The 12,213-nt window shown below is 65.4% G+C and carries 12 protein-coding genes; 10 read left to right on the top strand and 2 right to left on the bottom strand.

Going from position 1 to position 12,213, the window contains the following annotated elements:
- Positions 1-128: 128 nt before the first annotated feature.
- Positions 129-1,676, top strand: a complete 1,548-nt coding sequence (locus tag B9Y97_RS16615) for a trimethylamine methyltransferase family protein (protein WP_085527791.1) — start codon at positions 129-131, stop codon at positions 1,674-1,676.
- A gap of 5 nt (positions 1,677-1,681) precedes the next feature.
- On the opposite strand, the gene B9Y97_RS16610 is transcribed toward B9Y97_RS16615, so the two are convergent.
- The gene (locus tag B9Y97_RS16610) at positions 1,682-1,975 is read right to left on the bottom strand and encodes a DUF6477 family protein (protein WP_085527790.1); all 294 of its coding nucleotides are present in this window, start codon (positions 1,973-1,975) and stop codon (positions 1,682-1,684) included.
- A 231-nt stretch (positions 1,976-2,206) separates the two neighbouring features.
- Here B9Y97_RS16610 and B9Y97_RS16605 point away from each other — a divergent pair, with 231 nt between their 5' ends.
- Positions 2,207-3,334, top strand: coding sequence for a DUF6456 domain-containing protein (locus tag B9Y97_RS16605; protein WP_139828355.1), 1,128 nt, complete (start codon positions 2,207-2,209; stop codon positions 3,332-3,334).
- On the opposite strand, the gene B9Y97_RS16600 is transcribed toward B9Y97_RS16605, so the two are convergent.
- Complete coding sequence (locus B9Y97_RS16600; RefSeq protein WP_085527788.1) at positions 3,328-3,753, bottom strand: hypothetical protein; 426 nt, start codon at positions 3,751-3,753, stop codon at positions 3,328-3,330. The two genes, B9Y97_RS16605 and B9Y97_RS16600, sit on opposite strands and share 7 nt — an antisense overlap.
- Positions 3,754-3,921: 168 nt before the next feature.
- Here B9Y97_RS16600 and B9Y97_RS16595 point away from each other — a divergent pair, with 168 nt between their 5' ends.
- The 8 genes from B9Y97_RS16595 (at position 3,922) to B9Y97_RS16560 (ending at position 12,198) form a co-directional block, all read left to right on the top strand.
- Entirely contained in the window at positions 3,922-4,950 is a 1,029-nt protein-coding gene (locus B9Y97_RS16595; protein WP_085528321.1) for a sensor histidine kinase, read from the top strand.
- A gap of 135 nt (positions 4,951-5,085) precedes the next feature.
- Entirely contained in the window at positions 5,086-6,117 is a 1,032-nt protein-coding gene (locus B9Y97_RS16590) for a substrate-binding domain-containing protein (protein ID WP_085527787.1), read from the top strand.
- Between the two features lie 61 nt (positions 6,118-6,178).
- Positions 6,179-7,639, top strand: coding sequence for a phosphate ABC transporter permease subunit PstC (gene pstC, locus B9Y97_RS16585; protein ID WP_085527786.1), 1,461 nt, complete (start codon positions 6,179-6,181; stop codon positions 7,637-7,639).
- Between the two features lie 5 nt (positions 7,640-7,644).
- The gene (pstA, locus tag B9Y97_RS16580) at positions 7,645-9,003 is read left to right on the top strand and encodes a phosphate ABC transporter permease PstA (RefSeq protein WP_139828445.1); all 1,359 of its coding nucleotides are present in this window, start codon (positions 7,645-7,647) and stop codon (positions 9,001-9,003) included.
- Between the two features lie 54 nt (positions 9,004-9,057).
- A complete protein-coding gene (gene pstB / locus B9Y97_RS16575; protein ID WP_217809480.1) occupies positions 9,058-9,816 on the top strand; it encodes a phosphate ABC transporter ATP-binding protein PstB in 759 nt (252 codons plus the stop codon).
- Between the two features lie 22 nt (positions 9,817-9,838).
- On the top strand, positions 9,839-10,567 hold the full coding sequence (gene phoU / locus B9Y97_RS16570; RefSeq protein ID WP_085527783.1) for a phosphate signaling complex protein PhoU: 729 nt from the start codon (positions 9,839-9,841) through the stop codon (positions 10,565-10,567).
- A complete protein-coding gene (gene phoB, locus B9Y97_RS16565; protein ID WP_085527782.1) occupies positions 10,564-11,253 on the top strand; it encodes a phosphate regulon transcriptional regulator PhoB in 690 nt (229 codons plus the stop codon). The genes phoU and phoB overlap by 4 nt, the downstream gene beginning before the upstream one ends.
- A gap of 186 nt (positions 11,254-11,439) precedes the next feature.
- A complete protein-coding gene (locus B9Y97_RS16560) occupies positions 11,440-12,198 on the top strand; it encodes a LuxR family transcriptional regulator (RefSeq protein ID WP_085527781.1) in 759 nt (252 codons plus the stop codon).
- Positions 12,199-12,213 lie beyond the last annotated feature (15 nt).

Raw genomic sequence — 12,213 nt, 5'->3', positions numbered from 1 at the left:
GCCGCAGGCGCACCGGGTCGGTCACCCGTGCGTCGATGTCGTTTTCGCGCGCCAAATGCCGCAATCCCGCCGCACGGCGGCAAGCCGCGCGGTTTATGGTTGCCAGACAGGTACGGGGAGAGCGAACCATGAGCGAAACGGCAGCACGCAGGCGGACACGGAGCGGCGGCGGCGGTGCCGCGCGCCGCGCCGAGCGCACCACCAAGCGCATCGAGGGCGCACCGCCAATCCTGCGGCGCATTCCCGATCTGAACATTCTCGACGAGGCGGGGCTGGAGGTCATCGAGGCCAACGCCGAGACCATCCTGGAAGAGATCGGCGTGGTCTTCAGCGAAAACCCCGGCGCGCTCGAGCGCTGGCGCGCGGCCGGGGCCGACGTGCGCGGCGACCGGGTCCACATCCCGCGCGGGCTTGCGCGCAAGCTCTGCGCCACCGCGCCTTCGAGCTTCACGCAAGTGGCGCGCAACCCGGCAAGATCGGTCGAGATCGGGGGCCGGGGGCTGGTGCTCGCGCCGGTCTATGGCCCGCCCTTTGTGCGCGAGGCCTCCGGCGGGCGGCGCTACGCAACGATGGCCGATTTTGAAAACTTCGTGCGACTGGGCCAGATGTCGAAATGGCTGCACCACTCGGGCGGCACCGTCTGCGAGCCAACCGACATCGCGGTGAACAAGCGTCACCTCGACATGCTGTTTGCCCACATGACCTTGTCGGACAAGCCCTACATGGGGTCGGTCACCGAGCCGAGCCGTGCCGCCGACAGCGTCGAGATGTCGAAGATCCTGTTCGGCGAGGATTTCGTCGACCAGAACACCGTGATGGTGAGCCTGATCAACATCAACTCGCCGCTCACCTTCGACGCCACGATGATGGGCGCGCTCGAGGTCTACGCCGCGGCGAACCAGGCCTGCATCATCTCGCCCTTCATCGTCGGCGGCGCGATGGCGCCGGTGAGCGTGGCGGGCACGCTGACCCAGGTGCTGGCGGAAGTAATGGCCGGGGTGGCCTATTCCCAGCTCGTCCGCCCCGGTGCGCCGGTGATCATGGGCGCCTTCGTGACCTCGATCGACATGAACTCGGGCGCGCCCACCTTCGGCACCCCCGAGGCGAGCCAGATCACCTATGGCGCGGGCCAGCTCGCGCGCCGCCTCGGGTTGCCCTACCGTTCCGCCGGCGGTTTCACCGGCTCGAAACTGCCCGACGCGCAGGCCGGCTACGAATCTGCGAACTCGCTCAACATGGGGTTGCTCGCCGGGGTGAACTTCATGCTGCACGCCTGCGGCTGGCTCGAAGGCGGGCTGGTGGCGAGTTTCGAGAAATTCGTGATGGACGCCGACCAGCTCGGCACGTTGCACAAGATGGCCGCCGGCGTGGCGATCGACGAGGAGGCGCAGGCGATGGACGCGATCCGCGAGGTTGGTCCGGGCGGGCATTACCTCGGGTGCGCCCATACCCAGGCCAATTTCAAGAGCGCCTTCTGGCGCTCCGATCTGCTCGACTATCGCCCCTACGAGACCTGGGACGAGGACGGGGCTCCCGATACCATGACCTTGGCCGCGGCCCGGGTTGTGAAACTGCTGGGTGACTACGAAGAGCCGCAGATCGACCCGGCGGTGCGCGCAGACCTCAAGGCCTACGTCGAGGCGAAGAAGGCCTCGATGCCCGACAGTTTCACCTGAGGCCATCAGGCCTCGGTGCCGGGGCGGGGCAGCAGCCGCGCCTCGGCCATCAGCGCGATCAGGATCTCGACGTGGCGGGCCGGGGAATAGGCCGCCACGCCTTCCTTTCGGCGCGCCTCCATCTCGGCTTCCTGCGCGATCAGTCGGTCGACCGCAACCCGTGGCCCCGGCGCGTCCGGCAGGTGCATGAGCCGTTTGAGGTCACGGGCGCGGTGGTAGTCGGCCAGCCCGAACCGGGCGGCGCGGATCAGGAGGCGCGGGCGGCGCAGGGCGGCAAGCAGGGCGGTCACGTCGGTCATGGGATGGTCTCCAGGATTGATTCGCCTTGGTATGCCACAACCGGCACGGGTGTTGCGGGAAGCCGCGATGCAGCGCGCGCTGGGTGCGGAAATCCATAAACAATAAGGGTCAATCATCGGTTCGTTGCCTGCGGTTAACGTATCGGTAACCATTCTTGGCCTAATTGGGTCTGGTTTAAACTCGCCTTCAGGTTGTGGCGTTCATCGCGCGGCCAGGAGGGAGAAGCCTGAGTGGGGGATGATTTGGGCATGGCCTACGCGAGTTGCGCGTCCGCTAGGAACATGGTGCCCGGCTGGCTTCCGGTGCCGGTTCGGGTCTACCTCGCCCATACCGAGGGCGGCGAGAGCATTCGTGCGCTCGCCCGTGCTGCGGGATGCCATCCCTCGACTGTGCTGAGACAGGTGCGCCGAACCGAAACCCTGCGCGACGACCCGCTCGCCGATACCGCGCTGGCCCGCCTCGGGCGGCTGTGGCGCTGGCGGGCGCGGGTGAACACCACTTCGCTCCCAGCACAGGATCCCAGCACCATGACCCATTTCGTTCCGATCGATGACGAGACCCTCGCGCGCGATACCCTGCGCACCCTCCGGGCGCTGCTCGAACCTCGCAACCTCCTGGTGGTCGCCGAAGGCGTGGAGGACGCGGTGGTGGTGCACAACGCGGGCGACGATCGGCCGATCCGCCGGGCCGTGGTGGGCCGCGAGGTCGCCGAGGCGCTTGCCTTGCGCGAATTGATCGCGGGCACGCAAGTCGGCCGGATTGCGCGTTATACGATCACGGCGGAAGGGCGCGCGGAAGCCGGGCGGCTCATTGCCGAGGCCGAATCGCGCCGGGCATCGGGTGCCGGACAATCAGACGATGCCGCCGGCACGCCGACGCGGTTGCCCAAGGCCCGCCGTGTCGAGCCCCGTCGTCGGCCGGTGGGGGCGGATGCCCCGCTTCACGTGCTGGCGCGCCGACGCCGGACCGATGGCAGTTTTTTCCTTCCGCCCGAACTGGTGGCCGCGGCGATCCGGTTTCGCGAGAGCTACGAGATCGCGTCGATCAACGGTGGCGTGACCCGGGACTGGGACAAACTGGTCGCCGGCAGGGTTTCGTCGGGGCGGGTTGCCAACGGCAGCGCCCCGACCCGTCGGCTGGAGGCCGAGGAAAGCCTGTCCGCCGCGATCCGCGCCCTTGGGCCCGACCTTGCCGAAAGCGTCATCCTCGCAGTTTGCCATGAGGAGGGCATGGAAGAGATCGAGGATCGGCTGGAGTTTCCGGCGCGGTCCGGCAAGATCGTGCTGCGCATCGCGTTGCGCAGCCTGCAGCGCCACTATGCCTCGACCGGGTCTGGCGACTACGACATGATCTACTGATCTGCCGCGCTATGGCCGGCACGCGCCGGGCCGGTCACGATCAGGTCGAAATCGAGCGCGGGGCAGGCGAAGGCGATTTCACGCCGCACCAGCGCGGGATTGGGCACGAAGTTCACGACGGCGCGCAGTTGTCCGCTGTAGCCCGCCTCGCAAAGCGCGAGCGCGACGTCGAAGCAATCGAACCCGGGCCCGACCAGCGGTGTCAGCACCACGTCAGGGCGCAGCGCGGCAAGGTTCCCCGCGGTGATCTCCTCGGGTGCGATCATCCCCGCCGCGTCGCCGCCCTGATTCGCGATCGCGGCCGGGGCGAGGGTGCCGATGATGATGATCCGCGGCCCCACGCCGGAATGCGGCGCGGTCCCGCCGGTTTCGGGATGATGCAGGTCTTCCCTGGATTGCCTGTTCCTCGTCGCGTTCATGCCGAAACCCTACCACGACCATTCATTGGGCGAATTGACATAGAACAATTATATGGCGAGTGGCAATGAGGTCCAGTCTCGTTATGAGAAAGTCACGCGCTTGCAGAGGATTGCGGCTTTACATGGGCCGGTGACCGGTCGATGGTCACGACAAATCCGGAGCCCATCATGTTGCCAGCCGATTTCGTGTCCGCCGCCCCGGTGCCTTGCGCCTATATCGACGGCGAAGGCCGCATTGCCGCGATCAACCCGGGCCTTTCGGCGCTGTTCGGCACGGAAGTCCTGCGGCGTCACTATATCACCGCGTTTCGCCAGCCCGCCCTGATCGACCAGATCGAGTCGGCCGTTGCCGACCGGCAGGGCCGCGAAACCCAGTACCTTGGCCGGGCCGGTGGGCGCGATACCAGTTACAAGGTGACGATCTCACCGCTGGACGGGGCCGGGCAGGGGCTGTTGATCTTTTTCGAAGACCTCACCCACCTTGCCGAAGCCGGCGAGCGGCGGTCGGAATTCGTGGCCAACGTCAGCCACGAGTTGCGCACCCCGCTCACCGCCATCGCCGGGTTCATCGAGACCTTGCGCGGCCCCGCGCGCGACGATCCCGAAGCGCAAGACCGATTCCTCGACATCATGGCGCGCGAGGCAGGCAGGATGAACCGGCTGGTGGACGATCTGTTGTCACTCGCCCGGGTCGAGGACGTCGAGCGGATGCGGCCCGAGGCCGACATCGACGTGGCCGCGCTGCTCCATCGTGCCGCCGCGGGGCTGGCACCGCAGGCGGAAAAACGCAATGTCAGCATCACGGTGACCGGCTGCGAGGCCCCGGCAATGGTCCCCGGCGATCCGGACCAGCTCACCCAGGTGTTCAGCAACCTGATCGAGAACGCGATCAAGTATGGCCGCGAGGGCGGGGTGGTGGACGTGTCGCTCGACCGGCTCGAAGAGGCGCCGCTGTTGCGCGGACCGGGTTTGAGGATCGCGGTGCGCGACAACGGCGAGGGGATCGACGCGCGCCACCTCGGCCGCCTGACCGAGCGATTCTACCGGGTCGATTCGCACCGGTCGCGCGACATGGGGGGCACCGGGCTGGGCCTTGCCATCGTCAAGCATATCGTCAACCGGCATCGCGGTCGGCTGCGGATCGAAAGCGAACAAGGGCAGGGCAGCGTTTTCACAGTATATTTGCCGGCGTGGTGACACCGCACCTGCTCGCTGCCCCCCCGATGTCATCCAATTGTTACATACCCGTCATAAAACCTTTGTCGATCCAACCTAGACACCACGGCAGGACGCGGGTCGCGTCCGAGATGAAACCAATTCCAGGAGACAGAGATGTCCTTCATGAAACTGACCGCCTCGACGCTGGCGATCTCGGCGCTCGCCGCCACCGCTGCTCAGGCGCGTGACAACATCCAGATCGCGGGTTCCTCAACCGTGCTGCCCTATGCCTCGATCGTGGCCGAGGCCTTCGGTGAGAACTTCGAATTCCCGACCCCGGTCGTCGAATCGGGTGGCTCGGGTGCTGGCCGCAAGAAACTCTGCGAAGGCGTGGGCGAGAACACCATCGACATCGCCAACTCGTCGTCGCGCATCAAGCAGTCCGACATCGACAACTGCGCCGCCAACGGCGTGACCGAGATCCAGGAAGTGCGCATCGGCTACGACGGCATCGTCTTCGCGTCCGACATCGACGGCCCGGCTTTCGCCTTCACCCCGGCCGACTGGCACGCCGCCCTCGCCGCCAAGATTGTGGTTGACGGTGCCCTCGTCGATAACCCCAACAAGATGTGGTCGGACGTGCGCGCGGACCTGCCGGAGCAGGAAATCCTCGCCTTCATCCCGGGCACCAAGCACGGCACCCGTGAAGTGTTCGACGAGAACGTTCTGATCGCCGGCTGCGAAGAGAACGGCACCATGGCCGCCCACGAGGCCGCCGGCGCCGAGGATGCGGAAGATGCCTGCATGCAGGTGCGCACCGATGGCGTGTCGATCGACATCGACGGCGACTACACCGAGACGCTCGCCCGCGTCGACGCGAACCCGAACGGCTTCGGCGTGTTCGGCCTGTCGTTCTACCAGAACAACACCGACAAGCTTCAGGTCGCCACCATGGGCGGCGTCGCCCCCTCGACCGAGACCATCGCCACCGGCGAATACCCGGTGTCGCGTCCGCTGTTCTTCTACGTGAAGAACGCGCACCTCGACGTGATCCCGGGCATGCAGGAGTATGTCGAGTTCTTCGTCTCCGACGAGATGGCCGGCCCCGATGGCCCGCTCGCGGCCTACGGCCTCGTGTCGGACCCCGAGCTCGCCAAGACCCAGGAAGCGGTTGCCAACCGCACCCCGATGGGTCCGCTGAACTGAGCCAAGACCTCGGGCGGCGCGTCACTCGCGCCGCCCGTTCCTTTTTCGAGGCGGAAGGCAGATGACAACAGGCACCCTCGCACTGATCGTCCTCGCCATTGCGGTGGTGGGTTTCATTCTCGGGCGCCAAAGGGCGCTCTCTCTTGTCTCCGGCGATTCCCGCAAGCTGCATTCCCGCCCCGGGTATTACGGCCAGGTGGTCCTGCTTTTCACCGCCGTGCCGGCGCTGCTCCTGATGCTGGCCTGGCTCTTCTTGCAGCCGATCGTTGTCGAGAACCGGGTGAGCGCCACCATCCCCGACGGCGTGGTGCCCGAGGGCGGCTCGCGCAGCCTCGTGATGTCGGACGTTCGGCGCATCGCCGACGGGCTCGACGCGCTGATGTCCGCGGGGCGGTTCTCCGAAGACGACCTCACCGACATGCGCGCCGATTTCGTCGATGTGCGCACCCGGCTCGGCGAGGTCGGGGTCGCGCTCGGCAGCGACGTGCAACCGCCGGTTTTCGAGGCCGCCAAGCTCTATCGCGACAATACCAGCACCGGGCGCGCTCTGATGACCGGCGCCGTTCTGCTGGTGGCGCTCGGCTTACTCGTCTGGTCGTTCACGCGGATCTCGCCCGCGCAGCGGGCGCGCAACGCCTCCGAGAGCTTCGTGAAGGCGCTGCTTCTGGGGGCCTCGACCGTGGCCGTGCTCACCACCGTGGGCATCGTCGCCTCGCTGCTGCTCGAGACCTTTAATTTCTTCAAGATGTATCCGGCGCGCGACTTCTTCTTCTCCACGACCTGGAATCCGCAGTTCCGCGGCGGCTCCGACCTCGGGATCATTCCGCTGCTCTGGGGCACGCTCTACGTCTCCCTCGTGGCGCTGCTCGTGGCCGTGCCGATCGGGCTGATGATCGCGATCTACCTTTCGGAATACGCGGGCAAGCGCGTGCGCGGCTTCGCCAAGCCCGCCATCGAGGTGCTCGCGGGCATTCCCACCATCGTCTACGGCCTGTTCGCGCTGATCACCGTCGGCCCCTTCCTGCGCGACTGGCTGGCCCAGCCGCTGGGGCTCGGCAATTCCTCCTCGTCGGTGCTGACCGCGGGCCTCGTGATGGGGATCATGCTCATTCCCTTCGTCTCCTCGCTCTCGGACGACATCATCAACGCGGTGCCGCAGGCCATGCGCGACGGTTCCTATGCCCTCGGTGCCACGCAATCGGAAACCGTCAAGCAGGTGATCCTTCCCGCCGCGCTGCCCGGCGTGGTGGGGGCGATCCTGCTCGCCGCCTCGCGGGCGATTGGTGAAACCATGATCGTGGTGATGGGGGCAGGGGCCGCGGCCCGGCTCGGGCTCAATCCGCTGGAAGCCATGACGACGGTGACGGTGAAGATCGTGAGCCAGCTCACCGGCGACACCGAGTTTGCCAGCCCCGAAACCCTCGTGGCCTTCGCCCTCGGGCTTACGCTCTTCGTCTTCACGCTGGGGCTCAACGTGCTCGCGCTCTACATTGTGCGCAAATACCGGGAGCAATACGAATGACCGACATGCCGCATTCCAACGGGGCCGATGGCATCGCTCGCGATTCGCATGGCGGCAAGTCCTTGCTCGCCGTCGATGCGCGCACCCGCAAGCGCAATGCCTCCGAGGCGCGCTTCCGGCTGCTGGGCAAGATCGCGGTGGCGATCGGGGTTCTCGCGCTGGTGGGCCTGCTGGCCTCGATCCTGTCGAGCGGGCTTTCGTCCTTCCGCCAGACCTATATCGACATCGAGGTCTACCTTGACCCGGCCAAGCTCGACAAGGAAGGCAACCGCGACCGTGCCCAGATCTCCAAGGTCTCGACCTTCGGCTACAAACCCCTGATCGAACAGGGCTTCATGGAGGCGATCGAGAAATCCGGCGTCTCGCTCGACGGGATCTCCGAGAAGGAGGTGGCCGAGATGCTCTCCAAGGAGGCCCCGGCGCAGGTGCGCAACTTCGTGCTCGCCGATGTCGAGCGCATCGGCCAGACCGCGCCCTTCGAAGTGCTCGCCGGCGGCCGGATCGACGGCTATTTCAAGGGGCGGGTGACGATGGAATCGGCCGAGCGCGACCGAAACGTGAGCCCCGCCCAACTCGAATTGGCCGACCGGCTGCGCGAGGCGGGCGTGGTCAAGGTCCGCTTCAACTGGGACTTCTTCACCGCGCCCGACGCCTCAGACACGCGGCCGGAAGCGGCGGGGCTTGGTGTTGCGATCATCGGATCTGCCTACATGATGCTGATCGTGCTGGTTCTGTCGCTGCCACTCGGCGTGGCGGCCTCGATCTACCTCGAGGAATTCGCGCCGCAGAACCGCTTCACCGACCTCATCGAGGTGAACATCTCCAACCTCGCCGCGGTGCCCTCGATCGTCTTCGGCATTCTCGGCCTCGCAATCTTCATCAATTTCGCCGGGCTGCCGCAATCGGCGCCGGTGGTGGGCGGGCTGGTGCTCACGCTGATGACCCTGCCTACGATCATCATCGCCACCCGCGCCTCGCTGAAGTCCGTTCCGCCCTCGATCCGAGAAGCGGCGCTCGGGGTGGGGGCTTCGAAGATGCAGACCGTGTTTCACCACGTTCTCCCGCTGGCGATGCCGGGCATCCTCACCGGCACGATCATCGGCCTTGCCCAGGCGCTCGGCGAAACCGCGCCGCTGCTGCTGATCGGCATGGTGGCCTTCGTGCGCGAATATCCCGCCGGGCCGCCGGAGGGCTTCTTCGACCCCGCCGCGGCGCTGCCCGTGCAGGTCTACAACTGGACGCAGCGCGGCGACCCCGCCTTCGTCGAACGCGCCTCGGGAGCGATCATCGTGCTGCTCGTCTTCCTGGTGGTGATGAACATCGCCGCGATCCTTCTGCGTCGTCGCTTCGAGCGTCGCTGGTAAGAGCAGGGGGCCGACATGAAAGACAACATAGAAGGACGCAAGCTGGTGGACCAGATGGACGTGAAATTCGAGACCCGCGACGTGCAGGTCTTCTATGGCGAGACCCACGCGATCAAGGACGTGAGCGTGGATATTCTCGACAAGACCGTGACCTCCTTTATCGGCCCCTCGGGCTGCGGCAAGTCCACCTTCCTGCGCGCGCTCAACCGGATGAACGACACCATCCCGGGCTGCCGGGTGGAAGGCTCGCTCACGCTCGACGGCGAGGACATCTATGATCCGAAGGTCGACCCGGTACAGCTGCGCGCCAAGGTGGGCATGGTGTTCCAGAAGCCCAACCCCTTCCCCAAGTCGATCTACGACAATATTGCCTACGGCCCGCGCATCCACGGGCTCGCGCGCAACAAGGCTGAACTCGACGAGATCGTGGAAATGTCGCTGCGCCGGGGCGCGCTCTGGGACGAGGTGAAGGACCGCCTCCAGGAGCCCGGCACCGGCCTTTCCGGCGGCCAGCAGCAGCGCCTGTGCATCGCCCGCTCGGTGGCCACCGCTCCGGAAGTGCTCCTGATGGACGAACCCTGCTCCGCGCTCGACCCGATCGCCACCGCGCAGGTCGAGGAACTGATCGACGAGCTCAAGCAGAACTTCTCCGTGGTGATCGTCACCCACTCGATGCAACAGGCCGCGCGGGTGAGCCAGAAAACGGCGTTCTTCCACCTCGGCTATCTCGTCGAATACGGCGACACCGACACGATCTTCACCAACCCCACCGATCCGCGCACCGAAAGCTACATCACCGGCCGAATCGGCTGAGGGCTAGGGAGGCCCGATCACCATGACCGACCAACACCACATCGCGTCCGCCTTCGACCGCGACCTCGAATCCGTGCAGGCCCAGTTGATGAAGATGGGCGGCCTCGTCGAGGAAAGCATTCGACAGAGCGCCAAGGCGCTGAAGACCCGCGACATCGAACTTGCCGACGAGGTCCGCAAGGGCGATCGCGCGATCGACACGCTCGAAGAGCAGATCAGCCTCGATTGCGCCAGCCTGATCGCCCGGCGCCAGCCCGCCGCCTCGGATCTGCGCACCGTGCTCACCGTCATGCGGATCTCGTCGAACCTGGAGCGGATCGGCGATTACGCCAAGAACATTGCCAAGCGCACCGAGGTTCTGGCCCAGTTGCCGCCGATCGAAGGCGCGGCAGGGGCGGTGAAGCGGATGGCCAAGGAGGTGCAGAACATGCTCTCCGACGCGCTCGACGCCTATATCAAGCGCGACGCGGCCCTGGCCGACGAGGTGCGCCACCGCGATCTCGAAGTCGACCAGATGTACAACGCGCTGTTTCGCGAATTTCTCACCTTCATGATGGAAGACCCGCGCAACATCTCGTCCTGCATGCATCTGCACTTTATCGCCAAGAACATCGAGCGGGCAGGCGACCACGTCACCTCCGTTGCCGACCAGGTGATCTACCTGTCGACCGGCGAAATGCCCGAAGATCCGCGCCCGAAAGGCAACGGTGCGCCCTATGACATCGATACCTTCCAGGAGTCCGACGAGTGACAGCCGAGAAACCCTGCGTTCTGCTTGTCGAAGACGAGCCCGCGCAGCGTGAAATCCTGCGCTACAACCTCGCATCCGAAGGCTACGAGGTGACCATGGCCGAGAACGGCGACGATGCGCTGCTACTCGCCGACGAGGTGAAACCCGATCTGGTTCTGCTCGACTGGATGCTGCCCGGGGTAAGCGGGATCGAGGTGCTGCGCCGGATGAAGGCCTCGCGCCAAACTGCTGAAATCCCTGTCATTATGCTGTCTGCGCGATCCGAGGAAATGGACCGGGTCAGGGGGCTTGAGACCGGTGCCGACGATTACATGATCAAACCCTATTCGGTTTCCGAACTGATGGCCCGGATCCGGACCCAGTTGCGCCGAACCCGTCCGGTCTCGGTCGGGGAGCGGCTTGAGTTCGACGATATCGTGCTGGACGGCGAAACCCATCGCGTGACCCGAGGTGGCGTGGAACTCAAACTCGGCCCAACGGAATTCCGGCTGCTCGCCACCCTGATGGAGAAGCCGGGCCGGGTCTGGAGCCGGGAGCAATTGCTCGATCGGGTTTGGGGCCGGGATGTCTACGTCGATACCCGCACCGTTGATGTGCATGTCGGGCGGCTGCGCAAATCGCTTTCGCGGTCCGGTGGGTCAGACCCGTTGCGGACGGTGCGGGGCACCGGCTATTCGCTCGGCTAGCTTTTGTCCGTAAGTCGTATAATCGGTATTATGTAATATTTAGGCGGGTGGGCACATTGTTACCCGTCCGCCTGTTCCTTTGACTATATGGCCTCGTATTCCTTTGACATCGCGGACTAACTTTCGTTTTAATCAATCGAATTGCTACTATCGGACCGGGCGCTCGATCCGCGCCCTGATTTTATCATGCTCGATTATCTCGACGGCCTGGCGCAAGCCACCTCACTGGAACGCGTCTGGGCGCTCCACTGCGACGCGATGGCCGGCTTCGGCTTCGACCGGTTGATCTATGGCTATACGCGGTTTGGCAAACCCGGTGCCCTGGGCGACTTTGAGGATGCCGTCTTCCTGAGCAATCACGATGCAGAATATTTCAATCGTTTCATAAGCCAGCGGATGTTTCTTGAAGCGCCGATCCTGCGATGGGCGCGCGACAACACCGGTGCCTGCGGCTGGGGCGCGCTCTGGGGCGACCCCGACAGCCTGACCGAGGGCGAACGCCGCGTGGTGGCCTTCAACCGCTCGATGAACGTCACCGCCGGCTATTCGATCAGTTTCCCGGTGCCCGGACCGCGCTCCTTTGGGTTGATCTCGATGTCGGCCCGCCCGGGCCTGAGCCAGGCCGATGTCGATGTGATCTGGTCCAGGCACGGGCGCAGCATCGAGGCGATGAACAATATGGCCCATCTCAAGATCATCTCCCTGCCCCAAACCCCGGTGCGCGGGCGGTTGTCTGCGCGTCAACGCGAGGTTCTGGAATGGGTCGGCGACGGCAAATCGAACCGCGATATCGCGCTGATCCTCGGGGTGTCCTTGCCGACAGTGGAAAAGCACCTGCGGCTTGCCCGCGAAAAGCTCGGGGTTGCCACCACGGCGCAAGCGGTTCTGAAGGCCTCGTTTCTGAACCAGATCTACCTTGGCTCACAGAATCTCACGGTGTTGTGATCCCTGTATCCCTGT

Source organism: Maritimibacter sp. HL-12, assembly GCF_900177545.1.
GTDB lineage: Bacteria > Pseudomonadota > Alphaproteobacteria > Rhodobacterales > Rhodobacteraceae > Sinisalibacter.
The sequence above is the reverse complement of the archived record's forward strand: the minus strand, read 5'-3'. Positions and strand labels throughout refer to the sequence as shown.